This is a genomic window from Sutcliffiella sp. NC1, from assembly GCF_027594365.1.
GTDB lineage: Bacteria > Bacillota > Bacilli > Bacillales > Bacillaceae_I > Sutcliffiella > Sutcliffiella cohnii.
Map to the genome: position 1 here is coordinate 2453285 of NZ_CP115153.1, position 26996 is coordinate 2480280.

General features: G+C 34.3%; 24 protein-coding genes and 1 pseudogene. 21 read left to right on the top strand and 4 right to left on the bottom strand.

The window, feature by feature from the left end:
- The first annotated feature begins 8 nt into the window (after positions 1–8).
- From O1A01_RS12785 to O1A01_RS12820, 8 genes are all read left to right on the top strand, one after another.
- Positions 9–1163 (top strand): acetylornithine transaminase, encoded by a 1155-nt coding sequence (locus tag O1A01_RS12785; RefSeq protein ID WP_066418901.1) that lies wholly within the window; start codon positions 9–11, stop codon positions 1161–1163.
- Between the two features lie 3 nt (positions 1164–1166).
- On the top strand, positions 1167–2240 hold the full coding sequence (locus O1A01_RS12790; RefSeq protein ID WP_066418865.1) for a carbamoyl phosphate synthase small subunit: 1074 nt from the start codon (positions 1167–1169) through the stop codon (positions 2238–2240).
- Positions 2227–5448: a carbamoyl-phosphate synthase (glutamine-hydrolyzing) large subunit gene (carB, locus tag O1A01_RS12795; RefSeq protein WP_066418867.1), complete on the top strand. Its 3222-nt coding sequence runs from the start codon at positions 2227–2229 to the stop codon at positions 5446–5448. Before O1A01_RS12790 ends, carB begins: the two co-directional genes overlap by 14 nt.
- Entirely contained in the window at positions 5417–6385 is a 969-nt protein-coding gene (gene argF, locus O1A01_RS12800; RefSeq protein ID WP_066418868.1) for an ornithine carbamoyltransferase, read from the top strand. Before carB ends, argF begins: the two co-directional genes overlap by 32 nt.
- Before the next feature lie 76 nt (positions 6386–6461).
- Positions 6462–7673, top strand: coding sequence for an argininosuccinate synthase (locus O1A01_RS12805; RefSeq protein WP_066418903.1), 1212 nt, complete (start codon positions 6462–6464; stop codon positions 7671–7673).
- Between the two features lie 435 nt (positions 7674–8108).
- Positions 8109–9482 carry an argininosuccinate lyase gene (argH, locus tag O1A01_RS12810; protein WP_270066355.1) on the top strand — a complete coding sequence of 458 codons (1374 nt, stop codon included), beginning with the start codon at positions 8109–8111 and terminating at the stop codon, positions 9480–9482.
- A gap of 168 nt (positions 9483–9650) precedes the next feature.
- On the top strand, positions 9651–10601 hold the full coding sequence (locus O1A01_RS12815; protein ID WP_066418871.1) for a GNAT family N-acetyltransferase: 951 nt from the start codon (positions 9651–9653) through the stop codon (positions 10599–10601).
- 68 nt (positions 10602–10669) lie between these two features.
- Positions 10670–11542: a MurR/RpiR family transcriptional regulator gene (locus O1A01_RS12820; RefSeq protein ID WP_235858220.1), complete on the top strand. Its 873-nt coding sequence runs from the start codon at positions 10670–10672 to the stop codon at positions 11540–11542.
- 45 nt (positions 11543–11587) lie between these two features.
- Here the strand turns inward: O1A01_RS12820 and O1A01_RS12825 are convergent, their stop codons facing one another.
- Genes O1A01_RS12825 through nagA form a run of 3 tightly spaced genes read right to left on the bottom strand, consistent with a single transcriptional unit; the run spans position 11588 to position 14254 of the window.
- Positions 11588–12319 carry a GntR family transcriptional regulator gene (locus O1A01_RS12825; RefSeq protein ID WP_270066356.1) on the bottom strand — a complete coding sequence of 244 codons (732 nt, stop codon included), beginning with the start codon at positions 12317–12319 and terminating at the stop codon, positions 11588–11590.
- Positions 12320–12333: 14 nt separating this feature from the next.
- The gene (gene nagB / locus O1A01_RS12830) at positions 12334–13071 is read right to left on the bottom strand and encodes a glucosamine-6-phosphate deaminase (RefSeq protein ID WP_174522385.1); all 738 of its coding nucleotides are present in this window, start codon (positions 13069–13071) and stop codon (positions 12334–12336) included.
- Between the two features lies 1 nt (position 13072).
- Complete coding sequence (gene nagA, locus O1A01_RS12835) at positions 13073–14254, bottom strand: N-acetylglucosamine-6-phosphate deacetylase (protein ID WP_270066357.1); 1182 nt, start codon at positions 14252–14254, stop codon at positions 13073–13075.
- Positions 14255–14647: 393 nt separating this feature from the next.
- On the opposite strand from nagA, the gene O1A01_RS12840 reads away from it, so the two are divergent.
- The 4 genes from O1A01_RS12840 (at position 14648) to O1A01_RS12855 (ending at position 17546) form a co-directional block, all read left to right on the top strand.
- Positions 14648–15022, top strand: a complete 375-nt coding sequence (locus tag O1A01_RS12840) for a Na-translocating system protein MpsC family protein (protein WP_066418877.1) — start codon at positions 14648–14650, stop codon at positions 15020–15022.
- A gap of 179 nt (positions 15023–15201) precedes the next feature.
- Positions 15202–16212, top strand: a complete 1011-nt coding sequence (locus tag O1A01_RS12845; protein WP_066418880.1) for a sodium-dependent bicarbonate transport family permease — start codon at positions 15202–15204, stop codon at positions 16210–16212.
- 1 nt (position 16213) lies between these two features.
- A complete protein-coding gene (locus tag O1A01_RS12850) occupies positions 16214–16699 on the top strand; it encodes a carbonic anhydrase (RefSeq protein WP_066418883.1) in 486 nt (161 codons plus the stop codon).
- The gene (locus tag O1A01_RS12855) at positions 16689–17546 is read left to right on the top strand and encodes a DUF6671 family protein (RefSeq protein ID WP_066418886.1); all 858 of its coding nucleotides are present in this window, start codon (positions 16689–16691) and stop codon (positions 17544–17546) included. Before O1A01_RS12850 ends, O1A01_RS12855 begins: the two co-directional genes overlap by 11 nt.
- A 33-nt stretch (positions 17547–17579) precedes the next feature.
- On the opposite strand, the gene O1A01_RS12860 is transcribed toward O1A01_RS12855, so the two are convergent.
- Positions 17580–18143, bottom strand: a complete 564-nt coding sequence (locus O1A01_RS12860; RefSeq protein ID WP_270066410.1) for an FAD-dependent oxidoreductase — start codon at positions 18141–18143, stop codon at positions 17580–17582.
- 215 nt (positions 18144–18358) lie between these two features.
- On the opposite strand from O1A01_RS12860, the gene O1A01_RS12865 reads away from it, so the two are divergent.
- The 9 genes and pseudogenes from O1A01_RS12865 (at position 18359) to O1A01_RS12905 (ending at position 26996) form a co-directional block, all read left to right on the top strand.
- Positions 18359–18655, top strand: a complete 297-nt coding sequence (locus O1A01_RS12865; protein WP_066418888.1) for a rhodanese-like domain-containing protein — start codon at positions 18359–18361, stop codon at positions 18653–18655.
- Between the two features lie 47 nt (positions 18656–18702).
- Positions 18703–19830 (top strand): MBL fold metallo-hydrolase, encoded by a 1128-nt coding sequence (locus tag O1A01_RS12870; RefSeq protein WP_270064300.1) that lies wholly within the window; start codon positions 18703–18705, stop codon positions 19828–19830.
- Between the two features lie 212 nt (positions 19831–20042).
- Positions 20043–20552: a DUF3231 family protein gene (locus tag O1A01_RS12875; protein WP_066418894.1), complete on the top strand. Its 510-nt coding sequence runs from the start codon at positions 20043–20045 to the stop codon at positions 20550–20552.
- Positions 20553–20657: 105 nt separating this feature from the next.
- Positions 20658–21113, top strand: a complete 456-nt coding sequence (locus tag O1A01_RS12880; RefSeq protein WP_066418897.1) for a DUF2243 domain-containing protein — start codon at positions 20658–20660, stop codon at positions 21111–21113.
- Complete coding sequence (locus O1A01_RS12885) at positions 21113–21916, top strand: cytochrome c oxidase assembly protein (RefSeq protein ID WP_270064301.1); 804 nt, start codon at positions 21113–21115, stop codon at positions 21914–21916. Before O1A01_RS12880 ends, O1A01_RS12885 begins: the two co-directional genes overlap by 1 nt.
- Before the next feature lie 257 nt (positions 21917–22173).
- Complete coding sequence (locus O1A01_RS12890; protein ID WP_412766295.1) at positions 22174–24405, top strand: DEAD/DEAH box helicase; 2232 nt, start codon at positions 22174–22176, stop codon at positions 24403–24405.
- A gap of 10 nt (positions 24406–24415) precedes the next feature.
- Positions 24416–25645, top strand: coding sequence for a ribonuclease H-like domain-containing protein (locus O1A01_RS12895; RefSeq protein WP_270064303.1), 1230 nt, complete (start codon positions 24416–24418; stop codon positions 25643–25645).
- A gap of 301 nt (positions 25646–25946) precedes the next feature.
- A pseudogene (locus O1A01_RS12900) lies at positions 25947–26177 on the top strand (CotD family spore coat protein); the annotation flags it as partial.
- Between the two features lie 252 nt (positions 26178–26429).
- Positions 26430–26996, top strand: a complete 567-nt coding sequence (locus tag O1A01_RS12905; RefSeq protein WP_066414296.1) for an SLOG family protein — start codon at positions 26430–26432, stop codon at positions 26994–26996.

A 26996-nucleotide genomic window follows, 5' to 3' on the forward strand; every position in this document is an offset into this window, starting at 1 on the left:
AACCGATTATGAATACGTATGGTCGATTTCCTATAACGGTCACTAAGGGAAAAGGAAGTTACGTTTGGGATGATAAAGGCACAAAATATTTAGATTTCACTTCAGGGATTGCGACATGTAACCTTGGTCATGTTCCCGAATTTGTAAAAAATGCATTGGTAAATCAATTGGATCAACTATGGCATGTTTCTAACCTTTATCATATTGAACCCCAACAAAAGTTAGCAAAACAGTTAACAAAAGTAACGAGCTTTGACCAAGTATTCTTTTGTAATAGTGGGGCAGAGGCGAATGAGGCAGCAATTAAACTAGTTCGTGCTAAAGCTAATAGTGAAAACAAACAACCGTTAATTGTGACATTTAAAAAGTCATTTCACGGTAGAACTTTAGCAACGTTAACAGCTACAGGACAAGAAAAAATACAAACTGGTTTTTCGCCATTAGTAGAAGGTTTTCATTACTTACCTTTTAATGACGAAGATGCACTTGAAAAGTTAAATGAATGGCAACCAACTGCTGTCATGCTCGAACTAGTACAAGGGGAAGGCGGAGTCGTCCCTGCTCATAAAACATGGATTAAAAAGTTAGTCGAGATTTGCAAAAAAAATAATAGTTTAATTGTAGTGGATGAAGTGCAAACGGGGATTGGTAGAACGGGGACTTTATTTGCCTATCAACAATATGATTTAGAACCTGATATTATGACAATTGCGAAAGGATTAGGTTCAGGTTTTCCAATCGGTGCGATGCTAGCAAAAGAGCACGTCTCTTATCTTTTCGGTCCGGGCAGTCATGGAAGTACGTTTGGAGGCAATCCACTAGCAACAACTGCAGGATTATCCACAATACAATACATCTTAAACAATGAACTATTAACAACTATAAGTGACCGAAGTAAGCAGTTAACGTTATTACTACAAAAAATAGCTAGTCAATATGATTTTATTGAAGAAGTTAGAGGGAAAGGCCTATTAATTGGACTAAAACTTAACCGTGAAATAGCCTCAACAGTCGTATTAGAATCAATAAAAAATGAACTGTTAATTTTAACAGCTGGTCCAGATGTTATACGACTTTTGCCACCATTAACAGTGTCCGAAGAGGAAATTCTGCTGTTTGTCGAAAAATTTGAAAAAGCGTTAAAAGCAGCGAAGGAGTGTTAAAAAGTGCAAAAAGGCTATTTACTTCTAGAGACGGGGCATGTTTTTGAAGGAACCCTTTTAGGGAATTCTTTGGAATCAACAGGTGAAGTAGTTTTCAATACGAGTATGACAGGATATCAGGAAATTATGTCTGATCCTTCATATGCCGGCCAAATTATCGTTTTTTGTTATCCGTTAGTTGGAAATTACGGAATTAACGAAGCCGATTTTGAATCTAATAAACTCTATATTCGAGGAATTGTTACTGGTGAAATATGTGTGAATCCTCAACATTTCCAAATGAAAGAAACAACAGTTGACACGTTAAACCGAAATGGGATTAATGGATTAACCGGAGTGGATACACGTCAAATCGTAAAGATAATTAGAAAATATGGAAGCGTCAAAGGGAAAATCACTACCAATCCTTCAAACGTATCTTTTAATGCTGATACAACGTTCTTTATAGACCAAGTATCAACTAAATCGATTCAGAAATATTCGAATGATGGGCCGCATGTTGTTTTAATTGATTATGGTAGTAAAAAATCTATACTACGAGCGTTACTAAATGAAAATTGTAAAGTAACGGTTGTCCCTTACAATACTACTCTTGTAGAAATTCAAAAATTGAATCCTGATGGGATAGTTTTAAGTAACGGACCAGGAGATCCAATGGCATTAAGTGAGTATTTAAAGGACATTAAATTAATTACAGAAATGTACCCAACGCTTGGTATTTGTTTAGGGCACCAGTTAATTGCATTAGCGCATGGGGGCAAAACGACGAAATTACCATTCGGTCATCGAGGTGGAAACCACCCAGTTAAAGAAGTGGAAACTGGGAAAGTATTTATTACATCCCAAAATCACGGATATGTAGTAGATGAAAAATCAATTATTAATAATCAAAACTTCCATATTACTTATTTCAATATAAATGATAGAACTGTAGAAGGAATACGTCATAAACAATTACCAATTTCTTCTGTACAATTTCATCCGGAAGCTAATCCTGGTCCACAGGACACCGAACATATTTTTAAAAAATTTATAAAGAATATTCACCAAGGAGAATTAACATATGCCGCTCAATAAACAGATAAAAAAAGTATTAGTAATTGGCTCAGGTCCAATTGTTATTGGGCAAGCCGCTGAATTTGATTATGCAGGGACACAAAGTTGTATTGCGCTAAAAGAAGAAGGTTTAGAGGTAATCCTTGTTAATAGTAATCCAGCAACAATTATGACTGACAAAGAGATTGCAGATAAAATATACATGGAGCCTCTAACAGTAGAAAGTTTAGAAGTGATCATAAAGAAAGAAAGACCTGATGGGATAATTGGAACTCTCGGTGGTCAGACAGGGCTTAATTTAGTAGTACAACTTGAAGAAGAACGTATTTTAGAAAAATATAATGTAAAGTTACTAGGTACATCTGTTCCTTCTATCCAGCAAGGGGAAGATCGTGAAAAGTTCCGCCAACTAATGTTAGACATTAATGAACCGATTCCTCAATCAAAAATTGTTCATACAGAACAAGAAGGACTAAATTTTGCAGAAGAAATTGGGTTTCCTGTCATTGTTCGTCCAGCTTATACTCTAGGCGGAGAAGGTGGAGGCTTTGCAAATAGCCCCCTTGAGTTACAACAACTTTTAAAAAGGGGACTCTCTTTAAGTCCGATACATCAAGTACTTTTAGAAAAAAGTATAAAAGGTTGGAAAGAAATAGAATATGAAGTTATGAGAGATGCGAATGATACTTGTATTATCGTTTGTAATATGGAAAATATGGACCCAGTAGGAGTTCATACAGGTGATTCCATTGTCGTAGCTCCTTCACAAACTTTATCAGACGTTCAATATCAAATTTTAAGAAATGCTTCATTAAAAGTTATTCGCGCTTTAAAAATAATTGGTGGTTGTAATATTCAATTTGCTTTCCATCCAGAATCAAACGAGTATTTCATTATTGAAGTAAATCCACGGGTTAGTCGTTCATCTGCACTTGCATCAAAAGCAACTGGTTATCCAATTGCAAGAATAGCAACGAAATGTGCAATAGGCTATCATTTAGATGAAATTATAAATCCAATAACAGGAAATACATTTACTTCATTCGAACCTGCTCTAGACTATGTTGTAGTTAAGCTTCCAAGATTTCCGTTTGATAAATTTACAGAAGCAGATCGCACATTAGGCACTCAAATGAAAGCAACAGGTGAAGTTCTATCAATAGATCGGTCGTTTGAAGGTGCAATGAATAAGGCAATTCGTTCTTTAGAAATGAATGTAAAAGGTTTAAAAACAAATAAACTTTCTAATAAAAACTTGGATGAAATTAAGAAATTATTAGCAACGCCGAACGATTATCGACTTTTTGCAATTGCGGAAGGGTTACAAAAAGGGATGTCGATAGAGGAACTTCATGAACTCACTGAAATAAATGAATGGTTTTTACAAAAACTAAATGGAATGGTATTACTAGAAGAACAATTAGCAACCTTTACAATTGATACTGTTACGAAAGAGTTGTTAACATTAGCAAAATATCAAAATATAAGTGATGAATATTTAAGTGAGTTATTATCTTGCTCTATCGAAGAAGTGAAAGAGAAGAGAGAAGCTTTCGGTTTAAAACCCGCCTATAAACTAGTTGACACTTGCGCAGCGGAATTCGATGCATTAACTCCATATTATTACTCTACATGGTCCGGAGTAGATGAAGTAGAAGTAAGTAATAAGGAAAAAGCACTTGTAATTGGATCTGGTCCTATAAGAATTGGTCAAGGTATTGAATTTGATTATTGTTCCGTTCATGCTGTAAAAGCATTAAAGAAATTAGGGTTAGAAACAGTAGTAGTTAATAACAACCCTGAAACAGTTAGTACAGATTTTTCAATTGCGGATAAGTTGTACTTTGAACCACTTACAGTTGAAGATATTATGAACGTTATTGTAAAAGAAAACGTAAACTATGTATTCATCCAGTTCGGCGGACAGACAGCGATCAATTTAGCGGCAGCTCTTAAAGAAAAAGGGATTAATGTTGTCGGTACGACTGTAGAAAATATTGATAAGCTTGAAGATCGTCAACAATTTTATCAACTATTAGACGAGATAAACATTCCGCATATGGATGGTGAAATCGTTTATGATATTAACAGTTTAAAAGATGCAGCAGACAAAATAGGATACCCAGTATTAGTCAGACCATCTTATGTTATCGGTGGACAATCGATGTATACATTTTATGAAGAGGATGAATTAACATTTTACATCGATCATTTAAAGGAAGAAAACTATCATGTATGGCCTCTTTTAGTAGACCAGTTTGTACCTGGAACTGAATGTGAGTTAGATGTCGTAAGTGATGGGAAAAACATATACATTCCTGCAATTTTTGAACATGTTGAAAAAGCCGGTGTTCATTCGGGAGATAGTATAGCAGTATTCCCACCAGTACATCTATCAAAAGAAATACAAGAAGTACTTGTAGATTATACAAAACGAATTTGTGAAGCTGCATCCATTGTAGGGCTAGCCAATATTCAGTTTATCATAAAAAATAACACGGTCTATTGTTTAGAAGTTAATCCGAGAGCATCTCGAACTATTCCAATTGTGAGCAAAGTAACAGGAGTAAATTTAGTAGATTTAGCTGTTAAGGCACAGTTAGGAAATGAACTAGCTGAAGTTGGATTGAAGGAATTCCCGCACTTTTATAGTGTAAAAGCACCGATTTTTTCTGCTACCAAACTTAAAGGTGTTGATCATGTTTTAGGTCCAGAAATGAAATCAACAGGGGAAGTACTAGGATTAGGATTTAGTTATGAAGAAGCGTTATTTAAAGCACTATTCTATAAAGTAAATCCATTTGACTATACAAATAATAAAAGTTTCCTTTTATCCGTTACGGAACGTGAAAAGGAAAATGTAGTACCAATTGCTATTAAGTTAATCGAAAAAGGATTTTCAATTGTAGCTACAGATGGCACTGCCAAACATTTATCGCAAAAAGGAATAGAAACGAAGCCGTATGAAGAAGAATTGTTTTTAAAGGAAGAAATTGCAGGAGCTATCATTATTCCAACAAAAGGGAGAAACTTAATTAGACTTGGTGCAAAATTACGAGAACTTTGTACTCGATATCAAGTACCTTGCTTTACTAGCTTGGATACAGCTTCTGAAGCGATTAAAATAAACAAAGTTAATCGAGACTTCCGTTCTATGAAAGATTACTATATACATCAAGTAGAAGGGGAAGATCAATATGCAACCAACATTAGTGAATACAAAAGCTAATCAAATAGAAAAAAAAGACTTTTTAACTATAAATGAATACACAACAGATGAAATACTTTATTTGTTAAATGAAGCAGTAACAATGAAGAAGCTTCAAAAAGAAGGAAAACCGCATCGTTATCTAGAGGGAAAAGTGTTAGGGATGATTTTTGAAAAATCTTCTACAAGGACACGTGTATCGTTCGAGGTAGGGATGTTACAACTTGGTGGAAATGCGTTATTTTTAAGTTCAAACGATATTCAACTAGGCCGCGGAGAAACAACACATGATACAGCAAAAGTATTATCACGTTATGTTGACGGACTAATGATTAGGACATTTAGTCATTCAACAATAGAAGAGTTTGCAACGAATGCAACTGTTCCGGTCATTAATGGCTTAACAAATGAACATCACCCGTGCCAAGTGTTGGCAGATTTGTTGACAATTTTAGAGCATAAAGGTACACTAAAAGGGTTGAAAATGTGTTTTATCGGTGATGGTAGCAATAATATGAGTCATTCTTTAATTGAAGGTGCAGTAAAAGTTGGGATGCACATTTCGGTTGCTAGTCCTGAAGGGTTTGAACCTGATACAACGGTATGGGAAAAAGCAAAAGTTACAGCTTCTATAACCGGTTCAAACATAGAATTTTCTACTGATCCTGTTAAAATGATAAAAGAAGCAGATGTAGTCATAACTGATGTATGGTCTAGTATGGGTCAAGAAAATGAAGCAAAGGATCGTTTGTTAAAATTCGCAAACTATCAAGTTAACAAACAATTAACCTCTTATGCGAGAAACAATTATATCTTTCTACATTGTTTACCCGCACATAGAGGGGAAGAAGTAACGGAAGAGATTATAGATGGACCGCATTCAGTCGTATTTGACGAAGCGGAAAATCGTTTACATGCTCAAAAAGCAATATTAAAAGCATTAATGGAAACAAAGTAATGTTTATTTTTTTTCACATTAATGTATAAAAATACTATACTGTAGATATTTATTCAGGGGAAGGTTGTGTATGAATATGGCAAAGGAAAAAGTGGTTTTAGCATATTCTGGAGGTTTAGATACTTCGGTTTCAGTTAAATGGATTCAAGAAAAATACGGATATGATGTCATCGCATTGGGGCTTGATGTTGGAGAAGGGAAAGACCTAGAAGCTATTCGTCAAAAAGCCCTCAATGTTGGTGCTATAAAAGCTATTATGATCGATGCAAAAGAATTGCTAGCAAAAGGCTATATATTACCAGCATTAAAAGGTAATGCTTTATATGAAGGGAAATATCCTTTATCTTCTGCACTATCTCGACCGTTAATTTCAAAGCTACTCGTTGAAATTGCAGAGCAAGAAGGCGCTGTCGCAGTTGCTCACGGTTGTACAGGTAAAGGAAACGACCAAGTTCGATTTGAAGTTTCTATTCAAGCATTAAATCCAAACTTAAAAGTTATTGCTCCTGTTCGTGAATGGGGAATGACACGTGACGAAGAAATTGCTTATGCAGAAGAAAAAAACATTCCGATTCCGGTTGATTTAGATAATCCATATTCTATCGATGCAAATATATGGGGAAGAGCGTGTGAAGCTGGAGTATTAGAAAACCCTTGGAATGAGGCACCAGAAGGAGCGTTTGATTGGACGAATCCTATTGAAAAAACACCTGATGAAGCTGAATATATTGAAATTTCATTTGAAAAAGGAGTTCCAGTTGCATTGAATGATCAAGAAATGGACATTGTGCCGTTAATTGAGAAATTGAATGAACTTGGTGGAGAACACGGGATTGGTCGAATTGATCATATTGAAAACCGCCTGGTAGGGATAAAATCTCGTGAAGTATATGAAAACCCAGCAGCACTAATTTTAATTAATGCTCATAAGGAATTAGAATTTTTAACATTACCACGTGAAGTAACACAATTTAAAACAGTTGTTGACCAACAAATTGCAAAAGTAATCTATGAAGGTCTTTGGTATTCACCAATAATGAATGCTTTAAATGCATTCGTAGAAGAAACACAACAAACGGTAACTGGAAAGGTTCGCATTAAATTGCATAAAGGGCACCATGTCGTTGTTGGCAGAAAATCTGATTTCAGTTTATATAATGAAGAATTAGCAACCTATTCAAAAGGAGATGCGTTTGACCACAACGCAGCAGTAGGCTTCATCAAACTATGGGGACTCCCAACAAAAGTATACGCCGAAGTAACATCAAAAGACAAAGTATTAAAATAATAAGAAAAGCGTATGCGGCTCGCTTAGGTCCAATCAAAGGTGGAATCAAGTCATAGAAGCTAGATACCTATGCAAGTAATAATTTGGCACCATGGCGAATGAAGATAGGCAGTTCGGTGTAGAACTGTTATAATGTTTTACTTTCAATATTTAGACCCGTGAGTGGAACGGAGCGGAAGGTGCGAGACTCCAGTGGGGGGAAAGCGTGAGTCTTGAGACCCCGGACGAGCGAAGCGAGGAGGAGGCTCAAGCCACGCCCCACGGAAAGCGAGTGCCTGCAGCGAAGTGAAACGGACTAACTTTATACGCTTAGCAACATTCAATGTTGTAAAATGATTAGCTTCTAATTTTTAATAAAAGCTAACTTTTTCACGGTAGTCCCAAATAAAATAACAACCAACTAGAAACAACTAACATATTAGGAGGAACATATTTATGTCTAAATTATGGGGTGGACGTTTTACAAAAGAAACAAACAAATTAGTGGAAGTATTTACAGCGTCCATCAATTTCGATCAAAAACTTGCATTCGAAGACATTGAAGGAAGCTTAGCACACGTCCAAATGTTAAGTGAATGCAACATCATCCCGAAAAATGATGCAGAAACAATTAAAAACGGCTTACTAACAATTAAGCAAAAAATAGAAAACGGTGAAGTCCAATTTTCAGTAGAAAATGAAGACATCCATATGAATATTGAAAAATTACTAATTGATGAAATTGGACCAGTCGGTGGTAAGCTACATACTGGTAGAAGCCGTAATGACCAAGTTGCTACAGATATGCACTTATACCTTCGTAATCAAACATTAAATATTATTGAATTAGTTAAAGGAGTACAAACTGCGCTTTTACAACAAGCTGAAGAACATGTTCATACGATTTTACCTGGTTATACTCACTTACAAAGAGCTCAACCAGTATCATTTGCACATCACTTATTGGCTTACTTTTGGATGTTTGAACGTGACAAAGATAGATTACAAGACAGCCTGAAACGTATTAATTGGTCACCACTAGGTTCTGGAGCACTAGCAGGAACTACCTTTCCAATTAATCGTTCAAAAACAGCCGAATTACTAGGATTTGATAAAGTGTATCCAAACAGTATGGACGCAGTAAGTGATCGCGATTTTATTGTCGAGTTTTTATCAATCTCGTCTTTATTAATGACTCATATTTCTCGTTTATCGGAAGAGTTAGTAATATGGTCAAGTCAAGAGTTCCAATTTATCGAATTAGATGATTCCTTCTGTACCGGTTCGAGTATTATGCCGCAAAAGAAAAATCCTGATGTACCAGAATTATTAAGAGCTAAAACTGGACGTGTATATGGAAATCTAGTCGGGCTTCTAACAGTGTTAAAAGGACTTCCTTTAGCATACAACAAAGATATGCAAGAAGATAAAGAAGGGATGTTTGATACGGTAGAAACGCTGGACGGTTCGTTACGTTTACTAGCTCCAATGATTGAAACGATGACGGTAAACACGGATAAGATGTATGCAGCGGTAGCTCAAGATTATTCCAATGCTACAGATATTGCCGACTATTTAGTAACAAAAGGTTTACCATTCCGCCAAGCTCATGAAGTAATTGGAAAAACTGTTTTATATGCGATTGAACAAAAGAAATTTTTATTAGCATTAACGATGGATGAATATAAACAGTTTCATGAGTTGTTTGAGGAAGATATTTACGACGTACTACAACCTAAAAACGTTGTAGAAGCTAGAAATAGTGAAGGTGGTACATCTTCTGAACAAGTAAAATTACAAATAATAGTAGCAAAACAGAGTTTACAATAATGGATAAAAGAGTAGTACCTTTAACAGGGGTGCTGCTCTTTTTTATTAATAAATAAAAATATATAACAAAATAGTAAAATTATATTTCATATAAAAAGATAAAAATTGAAATGAAATTTAAATAGTTATATAATGAAATAGAAACACTAATGAGGAAGTTGGTGTGAGATGTACATTAATAAGTTACACCCTATATGGTTGGAGCAAATAGTAGAACTATGGAATGAAGAAATAGGTAGCGATTTTCCGATGAGAAATGAATTATTTCGTCAAAATACGTTTGAAGATAATAATACATTAATAGAAGGTTCTTTTGTAGTAACAGATGAAGAAGATAAAGTCATTGCTTTTATTGTAAGCAAAGTATGGAAAGAAAACGAAGACTATAAAATGGATCGAGAAGTAGGTTGGATCCAAGCTCTATTAGTAAAAGGTCAATATAGAAAAAAAGGAATTGGCACGAAATTACTTGTACTAGCCGAAAATGCAATGCAATCTAACGGGGCAAAAGTTGTTCATTTAGGCCGCGATCCATGGCATTACTTTCCTGGAATACCTACACAATATAAAACCTATCAAAAATGGTTTGAAAAGCATGGCTATAACATTGGACAATTACAATATGATCTAATTCAAACATTTAATAATACACAACCATTTTTTCTAAGGTATAAAAATATTAATATCTCAATATTACATATAAACGAAAAGGAAAAATTCCTTTTATTTTTACATAGAGAATTTCCAGGACGTTGGGAGTATGAAGCACGTCAATATTTTGAAAAAAATGGTGACGGTCGAGAATTTGTAGTGATGAAAAAAGAAGGTAGGATAATAGGCTTTTGTCGTATAAATGATGCGAATTCTCCCTTTATAGCCCAAAATGTATACTGGTCACCATTATGGAACGGTAAACTCGGTGGTATAGGTCCACTCGGAATTTCAAAAGAAGAAAGAAAAAAAGGTTTTGGCGAAGGAATTGTAAAAGCAGCTATCAATATTTTATGGGAGCGCAACATTCGAACTATGTTAATTGATTGGACTACTTTAACAGATTTTTACGGAAAGTTAAATTTCCATGTTTGGAAAGAATATCAACAGTACTCTAAACATTTATAAACTTACTTTAAAGAGTTAATTAGTAGGAACGGATATAAATAGAAAATGAACAATAAGGAGGGGTCAGTATGCCTTTTATGTCAGGTGGATTAGTTATGCTAAAAGAAATGGTTCCAGATTTGCCTCCTTCTGAAAAGAAGATTGCAGAATATATATTAAAAAATCCACAAGCAACAATCTCCTTAACTGCAAATGAACTAGGTAAAAGAAGTTCCACAAGTGGAGCGGCAGTTATTAGACTTTGCAAATCACTAGATTTAAAAGGATTTCAAGACTTGAAGCTAAGAATCGCAGGGGACTTACAAAAGACAACGAGCCCTAGTGGGTTTCGAGATATAGAACCTAATGAATCACCATCATCTATTATCGAAAAGATGACGAATAATAGTATACAAACAATTGAAGAAACTTCACAACTATTAAATATTGAAGAGCTTTCTAAAGCAGTTGAACTAATAATGCATTCCCATACGATTCACTTTTTTGGTGTAGGAGCGTCTGCAATTATCGCAGAAGATGCCCATCAAAAATTTTTAAGAATTAACAAACGGTCCACGGCTTTCCGTGATTTCCATATGGCTGCAACTCAAGTAGCAAACGTTCAAGAGGGGGATGTAGTTGTAGGTATATCTTTCTCGGGAAAAACATTTGAAGTTGCAAAAATATTAGAACTTGCGAATAGAAAAAAAGCACATACAATAAGCTTAACTAAATTTGGTTCCTCTATTGTTAATGAGCAAGCGGATGTTAAGCTCTACACTTCTGCAACTCGAGAACCGACATTTAGAAGTGGAGCAACATCTTCACGTATTGCCCAGTTACATGTTATTGACATTTTATTTATGTCGGTTGCTTCACAGCAGTACGATCAAACAGTTCGACATTTAGACGAAACGAGAGAGATTATCGAAACAATACGTGATAATGTAAAAAACAAGTAAAAAATTAGAGTAAAAAAAAGGAATTGGTATTTCACCAGTTCCTTTTTACGTCTTTCCGTGTCGGTCAATCGTAACAACAAATTTATATCGATCGCCACGATAATATGATTTTACAAATTCCAAAGGTGTACCATCTTGTAAATATGTTTTACGTTGAATTAGAAGTAACGAATCATTTTCATTTATATTTAACAGTTGGGCTTGATAATTAGTTGCTTTTGCTGTTTCAATAATTTGTGTAGCATGTTCAATGTATAAACCACTCGCTTCAAAAAAAGCATATGTGGATTTAGTTAATACATCTTCCGTTAGGCCACTTACAATAGTAGGTGACATATAATTTATTTCGATAGCCATCGGTTCGTCATCAGCGTGGCGGACTCTCATAATTTCGTAAATTTTACTACTTTCTTTTAACCGTAACTCATTTGCGATTAGAGGAGTTGCTTCTATTTCTTCGAACTTTATTATTGTACTACTAGCCTTCATTCCACGATTTTTCATATCTTCTGAAAAGCTTGTAAGACCTTGTAGCTTTTGTTCTAGTTTTTTTTCAGCAACATATGTGCCACTTCCTTTTTTTCGGTAAAGAAGTCCTGATTGTACGAGGGAATTAATGGCTTGTCTTACTGTCATTCTACTAATCTCGAATCGTTCTGCATATTCCCGTTCAGAAGGTAAACTATCTCCAGGATTTAATTGTCCGGACTCGATTAAATTTTTAATATATGTTTCTAACTGATAATAAATCGGTAGTGGGGAACGTTTATTTATCATAAGTGTTCCTCCTTTCAAACGCGAATTGTTACCGATTCGAGCGAGCTCATGTCTGCTATTATGTGAACAGAGGGGTGGTTTCTTAGAACGGAAACAGGAAACTGTTCGGAAATTTTGCCATGAAGTAATTGCTCATAAGCGTTTGATTTATTTTTTCCAGAAACTAAAAGTAATATTTTTTTTGCCCTCATAATTGTATCTATTCCCATCGTAATCGCATGAGTAGGAACTTGGTCTAAATTATCAAAATATCGAGCGTTTGCCTTTCGCGTAGAATCTGTTAGTTCTACAACATGTGTTTTACTAGAAAATGGTGTACCTGGCTCATTAAATCCTATATGACCATTAGAACCTAATCCTAAAATCTGTATGTCAATCGGGCCTTTTTCTAGTAAATATCGTTCGTATAAATTACATTCTTCTACTAAATCTTTGCTTTCTCCGTTAGGAATAAATACATTGTTTTGTTCAATATCAATGTGATTAAATAAATGTTTTTTCATGTACTGATAGTAGCTATTCGGATTGTCCTTCGCTAATCCTACATATTCATCTAAGTTAAAGGTTGTCACATTACAATACGATGTACCATTTTGTTTATAGTCTTCTTGTAATAACTGATACATTTGTAATGGAGTGCCACCGGTCGCCATACCAATTGTTGCATTCGGTTTACTATTAACTTCATCTATAATAAATTGTGAGGCCATTTTACTTAACGTTTCATACGATTCTGCTGTTATAATATTCAAGTTATTCCGCTCCTTTATATTCAATAATGCCATTACACATCGTCATTTGTACGGTCAAATCATTTTTTACAATTACAATATCTGCGTCTTTGCCAATTGTGATACTACCTTTTCGATCCCATACAGATAATTGTTTGGCTGGGTTTTCTGCAGCCATTTGGATGGCTTCATTTATTGTGCAACCTGTGTATTGCATCATATTTTTGACAGCATCATTCATCTTCAGTACGCTCCCAGCTAGAGTCCCATCTTCTAACAAAGCGGTATTATTACGAACACTTACTTTTTGGCCTCCGAGTTCATATTCACCATCTTCTAACCATTTTGCGCGCATCGAGTCAGTAATTAATATAATTTTTTTTGCACCTTTCGTTTTATAGGTGGATTTTATTACAGCAGGATGAACGTGAATTCCATCGACTATTAATTCTAAAAAGAGACTATCATGAGCCAAGCCTGCACCTACAACGCCAGGCTCTCGATGGTGTATACCTCTCATTCCGTTATAAAAATGGGTAACATGTTTTGCTCCTAGATTTATAGCTTTTTTCATTTCTTCATAAATAGCATCGGAATGTCCAATAGAAGGGATTACTTTATGTTCACTTAAATATTTCGTTAATTCCAAACCATTTTCTTGCTCTGGTGCTAGTGTAACTATTTTTATACTGTTCCCTGAGAGTTGTTGCCATTGGTCAAAAAGTGAAATACTTGGTGAAATAATATGATGTAACGGTTGTGCCCCAGCTCGTTTTTTTGAGAGAAAGGGGCCTTCTAAATGGATGCCTAGCATTTCACTTCCTTGTTTAGAATTATGACTATTTGTATATTTAGCAACATTGGTTAGTGCAAGTTCAATATTTTCTTGATTATGAGTTATCGTTGTGGCTAAAAACGACGTTGTGCCCTCATGTGGGAGCTTTTTAGCCATATCATTTAATGATTGCTCCGTCGCATCCATCATATCAGCACCGTTAATTCCATGGATGTGAATATCAATAAAGCCTGGTAGTAGGAGTTCATCTTCTGTTAGATAGATTTCATCATAACCATCTTGCCTTTCGTAAAACTTCATGTCACCAATATCTTCTATTTTTCCGTTAGAAATGTGTACATATCCATTTCGAATAAGCTCTTCACTTCTTATAATGTTTGCGTTTACAAATGAATAATTGTGCTGCATGGCTTTTATCTCCTCTTTAACTAACATACTAAGATTATTTTACCATTTAATTTGTATAGTTGTATAGACCAATGTATATTAAATGAATGACAGTTTCTCTGGAATTAAACAAAATGTAATCATCAATACTATAAAAAATAATTGACAGAATGTTAAGTTCCAGTTAAAGTATTATTTAACTTCATATCCGAGAGATTAATACAATACTTCGGACTAGGCTATCTTTAGCATACTGTAAATTTTCTTGTAAAATTGACAGTATGAAAAAGTTACAGCTTGTTTGTAGTAAGGTACTTATAAATCGGTATATTCTTTACTTACTTACTAGTAAATAAGGGATATACCGATTTTTTTACGGGAAATGTAAAAAGAACGAATAGGAGGAGGGGGAAAATGGAAAAATCAAAAGGTGCTTTAGAAGCTGAGATCAGTAAATTACTAACACAATGGGAGAAGGATTTTTTAAGCCGTGGTTCAATATCCGTTAAAACAGATGTATTAAGGGATATGATAATTGTAAATTTACGCGGAATCCTTACACCAGCAGAATATAAAGTATGTGAAACAAAGGAAGGTATGCTCTCGATTAAACGAATGAGGTCTGATTTAGTTGAGTGTGGAGTAGAAGAATTAAAGAGAATGATTGCTGCTATAACAGAAAAAGAAGTTCTTTCCTTTCATACCGATATTAGTACTAAAACCGGTGAACGAGTAATGGTATTTAAGCTAGACAGTAATTTGGAAAAAAGTTTTACAACAAAAGAATAGTGGGAGATTTTCAAAACACAAGGTGAGTTGAAAATAACCGACAATTTTTCATGAGCGATTAAATCCGCTTTGATTAATTGTCGGTTTTTTTAGTGGGAAATTTTATGTTTGGAGTCTTGTTATGACTTACACTTTATTTGTTTCTGATTTGCAAATAGTTACTTAGAAGAGGTGGGGAAATGTCGGAAATTGTTATTCATAATTTAACATCACCATTTGTTTTAATATTTTTACTTGGTATGATTGCTACTATTTTTAAATCTGATCTAAAAATACCTTCAAGTATTAGTGAAGTATTAAGTTTATTTTTGTTAATCGCTATAGGACTAAAAGGTGGAATTGCTCTTTCACAATACGATATTACAATGATAATGGCGCCGATCGGTGGAGCATTGTTGTTAGGTTTCTTCATACCTATATTCGTTTTAATAATAACAAAGTGGACGAAACTTGATTTCGCCAACTCGATTGGATTGGCAGCGTCGTTTGGTTCCGTTAGTATCGTGACGTACGGAGCTGCTATATCATTTTTAGAACATAGTGCAGTTTCCTATGAAGGATTTATGAATGCTTTAGTCGTTTTGATGGAGAGCCCTGCTATCATTGTGTCCATCTTCCTATACAAAGTTATGGAAAAGAATGAATCAATTCAGGTCTCTAGTGTTGCCTTCTCTTCACCATACACGAGAATGATAGATAAAGAAATTATAAAAGAGAGTATTTTTGGAAAAAGTGTATTTATCCTATTAGGATGTTTATTAATCGGTTTTATAAGTGCGGATGCTGCCGCTCCAATTGTTCAGCCTTTATTCTTCGATTTGTATAATGGCGTGTTAATACTATTTTTATTAAATATGGGATTACTAGCTGGTGAAAGAATAACAGAAGTTAAAAAACACGGGATTTCTCTCATCGGTCTTGCAATATTGTTTCCGATAGTGTTTGGAAGTTTCGGTGTTGTGATAGGAAGCATTGTTGGATTATCAGTTGGTGGAGCCACATTAATGGGAGTTTTAGCTGGAAGTGCCTCTTACATTGCTGCTCCTGCGGCATTAAAAACATCAGTAAAGAAGGCAAACCCTTCCATATATTTAGGATTATCATTAGGAATTACATTTCCGTTTAATTTAATAATTGGAATACCAATGTACTTTCATATTGCAAAATTTTTAACTTTTGGAGGAATATAAGATGAAAAAAACAATAGTTCTTACTAGCTTAAAATTGCAGGATTGTTATTTACTCCCAAAAATTATTGAAAAAGAGCTTTCGGAACTAATTTTAATTCAAAACTATGAAACATCAATTATTCATCCATTAGGCTGTTCAATTCGTAGTATTATTCAAGCGATTGTATATGAAGAAGTAGAAAGTATTTATATAGTAGGTAATACGATAAATCCAAGTTTCAAAAATATATCAATAACAAATATTCTTTACAATAAAGGAATTTCCAAAGAAGTAATCGATACTTTTAATTATGTTAACATATTAAATATGGAAGTCGAAGAGTGGTTAACTACAGCGATAGACATTAGACAAGGGATAGCAGAAAATATGAAACTCATAAAAAATCATCCTTTAATTGCACCTTCTGTAAAAGTTACTGGAATCGTCTTTAATTCAGAGACAAAAGTATGGAAGAAGGTAGAGGAATGTGTAAACGATGGTAAATAGAAACAAAGCCATTTCATTATTTGAAGGCCGAGCTGCAATTTTAGCAACAATGCACGGAAAGGAAAAAGTGGTTGCTCCTATATTTAAAAAACAACTAGGCTTGGATGTACGTATTCCGAGTAACTTTGATACTGATCATTTCGGAACATTTACGAATGAAATAAGAAGGGTAGGAACACAGCTTGAAACAGCAATAGAAAAATCAATATCGGCGTGTTATAAATTAAATTATACAATCGGTATTAGTAGTGAAGGAGCGTTTAATCCTCACCCACAAGTTCCATTCGTTATTTTAAATCGAGAAATTGTATCGTTTATTGACGTTGTGCATGATATTCAGATTTTTGGAGAGGCACTTACAACGAGCACAAATTATAATCAAAAACAAATATACGATATAGATGAAGCTGTAGCTTTTTGTAAAACTGCTAAATTCCCAGAGCATGCAGTAATTATTAGAAGTAAACATTATGAGTTAAGTTTAAAAGGTATTTCGGATTGGGATGAATTAGAGCGAGCATATAATAGAGTCTATAAAATATATGGGGAAGTTGTTATCGAAACGGACATGAGAGCTATGTATAACCCATTAAGAATGGAAAATATAAAAGCAGCAACGGAAAATTTAGTCAACAAGATATTTCAACTTTGTCCATCTTGTGATTTTCCAGGGTTTGATATCGTTGAAAAAAGAAGAGGATTATTATGTAATCATTGTGAATTACCAACAGAAGGAATTAAAGCATCGATTTATCAATGTCAAAAATGTGATTGGAGAGAGGAACGGCTTTTTCCAAATGGAAAAGAAAAAGAAGATGCTAGTAATTGTTATTTTTGTAATCCGTAAAAAAGGCGCATTGATATTAATGCGCCTTTTTTATTAGGATTTTAATACATCATGGTCAACGTAACGTTCACCATTTAGTTCACTTACGATATTAATTGATACTTTTGCACCGTCACCAGCAGTAATAATCGTATGTACGCTTACACCAGCCACTGTACCAGCAGCCCAAACACCATCAATATTCGTGCGCCCAGTAGAGTCAACATCAGCTACTGCTTTAATACGAGGTTCTGTACCATCTTTTAAATTAACACCGATTTTTTCAGCAAGGCCAGCTACCGCACCAGTTGCAAGCACAACATGTTTTGTTTCAAACGTTTGCGAACTAGATTGAACTTGAAATCCTGTTTCTGTTTTTGTAACGTCTACAACTTCTTCATTTACTAATTCAGCACCAAATTTTTGTGCTTGTTTTTGACCAATTTCAACTAATTCAGGTCCGGTAATTTCCATTACCCCGTAATGATTTTCAACCCAAGCACGTTTTGTCATACTTTTATCATGATCAATTAAAACTGTTTTCTTGCCAGCTTTAGCCGTAAATAGTGCAGCACTTGCACCAGCTGGACCTGCTCCGATAATAACTACATCAAACATCATTTAAAACCTCCAATTTATTTTATTCATATTTTATTATAATTTTAAAAAAATTAATATGAAACAAATATGCTCATAAAATTATTATGCTATATTAACTCCATTAATTATATCGTAATAATACAGTTGACACTATACCCCTTAGGGTATATTATATGACTTGTAGCGTAAATAAATTAAAATATAATACAAGAAATATATTAGGAGGTATTTAAATGAAAACAATGACAGCGATAGAAGTAGAAAATGCTATAAAAAATGGAGAGCAATTAAATATCATTGATGTGCGTGAAGTGGAAGAGGTATCAAGTGGCAAAATTCCAACCGCTACGAATATTCCACTAGGCCTATTAGAATTTCGTATGCATGAATTAGATAATTCTAAAGAATATGTAGTAGTATGTCGCTCTGGTGGAAGAAGTGCAAATGGTTGTCGACTTTTAGAGCAACATGGCTTTAAAGTTATAAATATGAATGGCGGAATGCTAGCTTGGGAAGGTAAAGTTGAATAACTGTTTAATACAAAAAAATTTAAATATACTATAGGGGGTAATTGAGTATGAATATTAAAGTAATGACTGCTAAAGATGTTACAAAAAAAGTTATAAATAAGGAACAGTTGTTTATATTAGACGTTAGAAATGTTAATGATTTTGAAGAATGGAAAATAGAAGGGGAAAACTTTAATTATTTAAATATACCTTACTTTGATCTATTAGATGGAGTGGAAGAAATTGTCGATAAACTTCCTACAAACATGGATGTTTTAGTTGTATGTGCTAAAGAAGGGTCTTCTGTTATGGTAGCAGAAATGTTAGCTGAAAAAGAATTTTCCGTATATTATTTAGAAGGTGGAATGAAAGCTTGGAGTGAGTATTTAGAACCGGTTAAAGTTGGAGATTTAAACGGAGGGGGAGAATTATACCAATTTGTCCGAATTGGTAAAGGTTGTTTGTCATACATGGTAATTTCTAATGAAGAAGCAGCAATTATTGATCCTACGAGAATGATTGAACGCTATATATCGCTTGTGGAAGAAAAAGGCGTTAAAATATCGCATGTATTTGACACCCACTTACATGCCGATCACATATCTGGAGGAAGAAGAATTGCCGAAATATCAGGGGCTCAATATTGGTTACCGCCGAAAGATGCTACGGACGTAACTTTTAATTACAACGCTTTAGAAGGTGGTAACGAAGTAAAAATCGGTAATTCTACGATAAATATTCATGCATTATACTCACCGGGACATACAATTGGTTCAACATCATTTGTTATTGATGAGAAATATTTATTATCAGGAGATATTTTATTCATCGATTCTATTGGGAGACCTGACTTAGCGGGTTTGGCCGAAGATTGGGTTTCAGATTTAAGAGAAAGCTTATACGTTCGATACCGTGAGTTATCCGAGGAATTAATTGTTCTTCCAGCTCACTTCATGATGATTGAAGAGCTAAATGAGGATGGAACTGTTGCAGCAAAATTAGGTACCTTATTTGCTAAAAATCACGGTCTAAATATTGAAGATGAACAAGAGTTTAGAAAAATTGTAACTGAAAACCTACCACCGCAACCGAATGCATACCAAGAAATTCGCGAAACGAACATGGGGAAAATAAACCCGGATGTAGAACAGCAACGTGAAATGGAAATTGGTCCAAACCGCTGTGCTGTTAGATAATGAAAAATATATTACGGAAGAAGACTGAAGGGAATGAAATCCTTCAGTCTTCTTTTATACTTCTAAAATTAATCCAAATTATAACTTCCATAAACTTGTGGGATTGTATGTATTGATTATGAAATGGAGGGGACATTATACATTGTGTCATATGGATGCATACTTAATAGGTGGTTGATTATATGAGTTTACATTCGATTAGGAGGATGGTAATGGGTATTTTAAATGGAAATCCAAAAGATGAACCTTTACACTACGGTGAAGTATATGGTTTGTGGACGAATTTATTAGTAGCAAAATCTGCTATAGTGGCTCACCAAACGTTATTTAATCATACGGGTGATGAAGATTTACGAAAACTATTAGAAAATGTTATGGATAATACGAAACAAGAAGTGGAGCAAATGGAAGGTATTTTAAAGGAAAATGAAGTTCCTTTACCACCAAGCCCACCTGAAAGACCAACAGCTAATTTAGAAGATATACCTGTTGGTGCAAGGTTTAACGATCCAGAAATTGCGGCTAGCCTTGGAGCAGACATAGCTGCTGGCCTTATAGCTTGTAGTAAACAAATGGGTCAAGGTATCCGAGAAGACGTAATAGCAATGTTCGGACAATTTCACATGCAAAAAGCAGCACTTGGTGGAAAACTATTAAAAATGCAAAAAGAAAAGGGTTGGTTAATTCCTCCACCGCTTCATATTAATAAAGTGGAGAAATAATAGGTAAAATGTCTTACTGACTGTTATTCAGTAGGACATTTTCTTTTTTTGAATAATTCTGTCTGTCTTTATATAACATAATGGAAAAATGTAAAGGAGATATTTATGAGTACTGTAAAAAATCGTAACATTTTGTCTGGAATATTATTTGGTCTTGGGCTAGTTGCGTTTATTGATGAAACTATATTTCACCAGTTATTACATTGGCATCATTTTTATGATAAATCAACAACAAATGTAGGGTTAATATCAGACGGGTGGTTTCATGCATTTAGTTGGTTTGCGACTATTGGTGGCTTGTTTTTGTTTGCTGATTTAAGACGTAAAAATGAATTGTCAATGATTAAATGGATTGCTAGTGTTTTAATTGGTGGCGGCGCATTTCAATTATATGATGGTATTATTCAACATAAATTAATGAGAATCCATCAAATTAGATATGTAGAAAATGTATTCATCTATGATTTTGTTTGGAATATTATTGCCATTTTAATGTTAGTTGCTGGTTTATATTTGTTATTTCGAAGTGGCAATACGAAAAATGAAAAGGTAGTATATTAATGTACAACCTATGTGGGACAATGATCGATAATGCTGAAGTTTTTTTACCTTCTCTTCTTTTAAGTACACCGTTCAGTATTCTATTAATTTTATACTGTTTTGGAGTATTTCTTTCAAACCGAAAATATAGCAATTGGCCAATATACAAAAGTATTCTCTGTATTGTAGGATGTTTTATTGCTATTGTATCTGTTTCCAAACCGTTGACGGAACTTTCTCATTATAATTTTACATTTCATATGCTAATACATCTTTTGTTAGGGATGTTAGCACCACTATTAATCGCTTTATCTACTCCAATGACTTTATTATTTAGAGTTTTACATGTTCATCAATCTAGGAAATTAACTAGAGTATTACGAACTATGCCTTTTCAAATAATTGTACATCCAATAATAACAACTTTATTAAATATAGGAGGATTATGGATTTTATATATGACAAAACTGTTTGAATGGATGCATTCTAATCCATTCATTTATATAGCGATTCATTTTCATGTTTTTTTAGCGGGGTATGTATTTGTTGTTTCTATAATATATGTAGAACCAGTTTTTCATCGCTATAGTTTTATATTTCGCACTTCAATTTTTATAGTTGCGCTAGCTGCTCATGGTATATTAACAAAAATCATTTATTCAAAACCGCCAATAGGTGTTCCTTTATATGAAGCAGAGCGAGGCGCACAATTAATGTATTATGGAGGCGATTTTATCGAAGCTATTCTTATTGTTATACTTTTTGCACAATGGTATAAAGCATGTAGGCCAAAACAGTCGGAAAGTTTAATGACCGGAGAATAGGTTCGGCTCAAACTTCACCTTTCCTCCGTACGATAAGTCATCATCGACTCACTGACGTTCGCCGTGATTCCTTTATCTCCTGCGGAAAGGCTCCAGTTTGATTGGACCTAAACGAGCCGCCTCCGCTTTTCTAGTAATTTTTTCTTTTTTGGTTGTTTCTCTTTACTAGGAGAACGTTTATTCGTAAAATGGAGGGAGAATGAAGGAGTGTGTGGGAGATGTTTAATAAGAAATCTGTAACAGACATTATTGATTGGATGAGGAGTGAAGAACATATTGCTTCTAATATCGTTCATTGGGAGACGATCCCTGAAAAGTTAGGAGCTACGTTACCATTTCCCTCAAATGTTGACACTAGATTAGTAGAGGCATTGAAAACGAGAGGAATTAAATCTTTATATACACATCAACATGCTGCATTTGATGCTGCGGTCCACCAACAGAACTTTGTAGCTGTCACACCAACTGCATCTGGGAAAACACTTTGTTATAATTTACCTGTATTACAAAAAATATTAGAAAATAAAGAAAGCAGAGCTTTATACTTATTTCCTACAAAAGCACTAGCACAGGATCAAAAAAGTGAAATCAATGATATTATTTCTGAACTTGGTGTACCGATTAATAGTTATACATATGATGGTGATACTGCTCCAAATATTCGTCAACGTGTTCGCAAGGCAGGTCATATCGTTATTACAAATCCAGATATGCTTCACTCGGGAATACTCCCTCATCATACGAAATGGGTCTCACTATTCGAAAACTTACAATATATTGTAATCGATGAACTGCATACATATAGAGGTGTGTTTGGTAGTCATGTAGCAAACGTAATTCGTCGATTAAAACGAATATGCAAATTTTACGGTAGCAACCCAATATTTATATGTACATCGGCAACAATAGCAAACCCAAAAGAATTAGCGGAGCATTTAATAGGGGAAAATTTCAACCTAATTAATAATAATGGATCTCCATCAAGTAAAAAGCATATCGTTTTTTACAACCCTCCTATTGTCAATAAACCTCTGAACATAAGAAGAAGTGCAACTCTAGAAGTACGAAAACTAGCGAGTGAATTTTTGAAACAAAAAATACAAACAATTGTTTTTGCGAAGAGTAGAGTACGGGTTGAAATACTATTAACATATTTACAAGAGTTAGTGAAGGGTCAATTAGGTAAAAAAGCAATTACGGGTTATAGAGGTGGATATTTACCTACACAAAGACGAGAAATTGAAAAAGGACTTCGTAATGGAGATATATACGGAGTTGTAAGTACGAATGCATTAGAGCTTGGTGTGGACATAGGACAGCTTCAAGTATGTATTATGACAGGGTACCCTGGAACGATAGCAAGTGCTTGGCAACAAGCAGGTCGAGCTGGGAGGAGACAAGGAGAAGCTGTTATCGTAATGGTGGCCAGCTCTAATCCTTTAGACCAATATATTATTCAAAACCCGGATTATTTCTTAAAAAGTAATCCAGAATCTGCAAGAATTAACCCGGACAACTTAATTATTCTAGTTGATCATATTAAATGTGCTGCATATGAACTCCCTTTTAAAGAAGGAGAAACGTTTGATGGTGTTGAGCTAGATGACATATTAGAATATTTAACAGAAGAAAGAGTTCTTCATGAAAATAGTGGTAAGTGGTATTGGATGAATGATGCATTTCCAGCCCATAATATAAGTCTTCGTTCAGCTTCACAAGAAAATGTCATCATTATTGATCAAACAGAGGCGCCTGCAAATAAAGTAATAGGCGAAATGGACCGTTTCAGTGCAATGACTTTATTACATGATGAAGCAATTTACCTTCATCAAGGAATTCAGTTTCAAGTAGAAAAATTAGACTGGGAAGAAAAAAAAGCGTTTGTACGTGAAGTAAATGTTGATTATTTTACAGATGCTAATCTGGCTGTTCAACTCGACGTGTTAGAAGTAGATAAAGAAAGACGAACTTCCAATTGCGTTATTTCATTTGGGGATGTTTCTGTTAAAGCGATGGCAACAATTTTTAAAAAGATAAAATTTGAAACTCATGAAAATATCGGGTCAGGACCTATTCACTTACCAGAAGAAGAATTACATACAACAGCAACATGGATTCAACTGCAGGATGCTGCTGTATCTTCTTTCGGTCAAGATGAATTGGAAAAGGCGCTTGTAGGATTGTCACACGGCCTTAGACATGTGGCCCCGCTATTGCTAATGTGTGAACCTTCTGACTTACATGTTGTACCACAAGTTAAATCAACACATGATGAAAAGCCAGTAATTTATTTGTATGATCGTTATCCAGGTGGAGTAGGGTTAAGTGACAAAGCGTATTCTCATTTAGAGGAATTTATTCAATCTTGTCTAAAATTAATTACTAAATGCCCTTGTAATTCAGGCTGTCCTTCTTGTGTTGGAAACGATGAAGGGGCAGAAAATACTAAAGAATTAGTAGTTACTTTAATACGCACTATTTTAAAGTGAGTGAGAAAATATGAAACTAAAAAATAAACTAAATAGATTAAAAAAACATATGAGCCATGAACCAGTAAGTAATGAGCAGAAAGGTGTTCAATCGAAAGAGAGAATCGATGATGAATATTTACAAGAGTGGCTTCAATATGATACGAAACCATATTTTTACGAGAATGAATACTGTCTAATTCGAGAAGTACAATATTCACTAAATTTTAAACACGGTTTATACAGTTTAGGTGAACTTAAAAATGTAGTTGAAAATTGGAATAATAGTAATATTGAACATCCTTTATCTAGTAAAGGTCATCAAACAAGTGATTTGTTTTTTTTCGACACCGAAACAACTGGCTTAAGTGGAGGTGCAGGAACTACTATTTTTTTACTAGGATATGCAAGAGTATATGATGATAAAGTAGTAGTAAGGCAACATATATTACCTAGTCCAGGAAACGAAATCGCCTTATATGAAAGTTTTTTAAAAAACGTCGATTATACTACGCTAGTAACATACAACGGTAAAGCGTTTGATTGGCCACAGGTAAAAACGAGACATACTTTAATAAAAGAACACGTGCCAAAACTACCGTCTTTCGGACATTTTGATCTACTTCATGCAGCAAGACGTTTTTGGAAAAAAGAGATGGATTCTGTTCGGCTTTCATTAGTAGAGAAAGAAAAGCTTCAAATCCATCGTGAAGGTGACACACCGGGCTTTTTAGCACCGATGATTTATTTTGATTTTGTTGAATCGAAAAATCCTGAAGGAATGAAAGGGATATTAAAGCATAACGAATGGGATGTGTTAACGTTAATAACGTTGTACATTCATTTATCGAAACTCCTGTTAAAAGAAGAAATGCCAACTACAGAAAATGAACGATACGAAGTAGGACGTTGGTTTGACTTTTTAGGAGAAGATGAAGTGGCTGTTGAGAGGTATGAGCTATTGGTAAACGAATCTTGGAAGGCCGCTTATAACCTTGGTAAATTGAAGAAGAAAATGAAACGAAACGAAGAGGCAGAACAACATTTTCTTCAAGCGTATCATGCAAATGATAATAACGAAAAATATCTAGCAGGGATAGAACTTGCCAAATTATATGAGCATCAGTTTAAAGCATATGAAAAAGCTCTTTTCTATACAGAAAAATCGTATACATTTTATCGTAATTCAAATAATAAAAGTTTAAAAGAAGTGAATTTTGTAAAGCGGTTGGAGAGGTTATATAAAAAAATAGAAAAATAAATTTACCAATTTTTCCTTCATTGTCATCTTTTAATAATGGATGTAAAATAAGTTTTGTACTATTCATCTTAGAGCAATGGAGAGAAGTTTCGTGTCTAGATTTATTTTGTGCATGTTTTTTATTATGATTTTCTTAACCCTTTTCGTACTAACTAATATTAAAGATAGTATTTATACGATTCTTTAGTAGGCATTCGTATAATATGTTAAAAATAGGTGTCTGTACTAGTACATGTATACCAGTCTTTTCATAGGTTGTTAATGTAAAGAGAAAAACAAGAATTGAAAGGAGACTGTAAGTATGCATCACTGCAGACCAAATGTAATGGCACCTATCGTTCATCCAACTAAATGCTGTGTGAAAAATTTACACTCAACAACGGAAGTACCTCATATTCATCCATCACATACAACATATGTGAACAACCAACACTTCCAGCATAAACATTATTATCCTCATACGGATTCTATGGTAGACTCTGTTTCACATCAACATTTTAATTGTGGACCTGGAGGACCTGGAATGGCTCCGATGGGACCAGGAATGGGAGGCCCAGGGGCAATGGGTCCAGGAATGGGACCAGGTATGGCAGGACCGGGAGCAATGGGTCCAGGTATGGGTCCAGGCTACGGTTTCGGTAGATAATTCAATAACTAATAAAAAGAGAACTGGTATATCGCCAGTTCTTTTTTATATTATCTACAAAAATTATGGTAAAATAAATACCATTATAAATTCTAAAATTTTAGGACAAGGAATATACATAATTTTGGAGAGAATACAATGAAAGTCATGACGTTAACAGGGTATAAATCACACGAGCTACAAATTTTTAAAAACGACGATCCTCCTGCATTAATAATTAAAGCTGCAATCCGAAAAAAAATTGTTGAATTATTAGAGGAAGGTAACGATCTAGAATGGATATTAATTAGTGGCCAACTAGGTGTAGAGCTTTGGGGAGCAGAAGTTGTGTACGAACTTCAAGAATATTATCCACAATTAAAAGTTGCAGTTATAACACCATTTTTAGGACAAGAAGAAAAATGGAGTGAAGCTAATAAGGAATACTATGAATTTATTTTATCTCAAGCCGATTTTATTGATTCTGTTTCGAGAAAAAAATATGAGAGCCCCGCGCAATTTAAGCAAAAAAACTTATTTTTCATTAATAAAGCCAATTGTCTACTAGCTGTTTATGATGATGAACGGCCGGGTAATACAAAATTTATATTAGAAATTGCAAAAACAAAGGCAGAAAAACAACATTTCCCGATTTATACAATTGATTTTTATGAATTACAAGTATTAATGGAAGAAATAAGTTATAATCAAAATAGTGATTGGTAA

What these genes read in the sequence shown, in the direction of transcription:
- O1A01_RS12785 (WP_066418901.1), top strand. Translation starts at nt 9, where the DNA reads ATGAATACGTATGGTCGATTTCCTATAACGGTCACTAAGGGAAAAGGA.
- carB (WP_066418867.1), top strand. Translation starts at nt 2,227, where the DNA reads ATGCCGCTCAATAAACAGATAAAAAAAGTATTAGTAATTGGCTCAGGT.
- argF (WP_066418868.1), top strand. Translation starts at nt 5,417, where the DNA reads ATGCAACCAACATTAGTGAATACAAAAGCTAATCAAATAGAAAAAAAA.
- O1A01_RS12805 (WP_066418903.1), top strand. Translation starts at nt 6,462, where the DNA reads ATGGCAAAGGAAAAAGTGGTTTTAGCATATTCTGGAGGTTTAGATACT.
- argH (WP_270066355.1), top strand. Translation starts at nt 8,109, where the DNA reads ATGTCTAAATTATGGGGTGGACGTTTTACAAAAGAAACAAACAAATTA.
- O1A01_RS12815 (WP_066418871.1), top strand. Translation starts at nt 9,651, where the DNA reads ATGTACATTAATAAGTTACACCCTATATGGTTGGAGCAAATAGTAGAA.
- O1A01_RS12820 (WP_235858220.1), top strand. Translation starts at nt 10,670, where the DNA reads ATGCCTTTTATGTCAGGTGGATTAGTTATGCTAAAAGAAATGGTTCCA.
- O1A01_RS12825 (WP_270066356.1), bottom strand. Translation starts at nt 12,319, where the DNA reads ATGATAAATAAACGTTCCCCACTACCGATTTATTATCAGTTAGAAACA.
- nagA (WP_270066357.1), bottom strand. Translation starts at nt 14,254, where the DNA reads ATGCAGCACAATTATTCATTTGTAAACGCAAACATTATAAGAAGTGAA.
- O1A01_RS12840 (WP_066418877.1), top strand. Translation starts at nt 14,648, where the DNA reads ATGGAAAAATCAAAAGGTGCTTTAGAAGCTGAGATCAGTAAATTACTA.
- O1A01_RS12845 (WP_066418880.1), top strand. Translation starts at nt 15,202, where the DNA reads ATGTCGGAAATTGTTATTCATAATTTAACATCACCATTTGTTTTAATA.
- O1A01_RS12850 (WP_066418883.1), top strand. Translation starts at nt 16,214, where the DNA reads ATGAAAAAAACAATAGTTCTTACTAGCTTAAAATTGCAGGATTGTTAT.
- O1A01_RS12855 (WP_066418886.1), top strand. Translation starts at nt 16,689, where the DNA reads ATGGTAAATAGAAACAAAGCCATTTCATTATTTGAAGGCCGAGCTGCA.
- O1A01_RS12860 (WP_270066410.1), bottom strand. Translation starts at nt 18,143, where the DNA reads ATGTTTGATGTAGTTATTATCGGAGCAGGTCCAGCTGGTGCAAGTGCT.
- O1A01_RS12865 (WP_066418888.1), top strand. Translation starts at nt 18,359, where the DNA reads ATGAAAACAATGACAGCGATAGAAGTAGAAAATGCTATAAAAAATGGA.
- O1A01_RS12870 (WP_270064300.1), top strand. Translation starts at nt 18,703, where the DNA reads ATGAATATTAAAGTAATGACTGCTAAAGATGTTACAAAAAAAGTTATA.
- O1A01_RS12875 (WP_066418894.1), top strand. Translation starts at nt 20,043, where the DNA reads ATGGGTATTTTAAATGGAAATCCAAAAGATGAACCTTTACACTACGGT.
- O1A01_RS12880 (WP_066418897.1), top strand. Translation starts at nt 20,658, where the DNA reads ATGAGTACTGTAAAAAATCGTAACATTTTGTCTGGAATATTATTTGGT.
- O1A01_RS12885 (WP_270064301.1), top strand. Translation starts at nt 21,113, where the DNA reads ATGTACAACCTATGTGGGACAATGATCGATAATGCTGAAGTTTTTTTA.
- O1A01_RS12890 (WP_412766295.1), top strand. Translation starts at nt 22,174, where the DNA reads ATGAGGAGTGAAGAACATATTGCTTCTAATATCGTTCATTGGGAGACG.
- O1A01_RS12895 (WP_270064303.1), top strand. Translation starts at nt 24,416, where the DNA reads ATGAAACTAAAAAATAAACTAAATAGATTAAAAAAACATATGAGCCAT.
- O1A01_RS12905 (WP_066414296.1), top strand. Translation starts at nt 26,430, where the DNA reads ATGAAAGTCATGACGTTAACAGGGTATAAATCACACGAGCTACAAATT.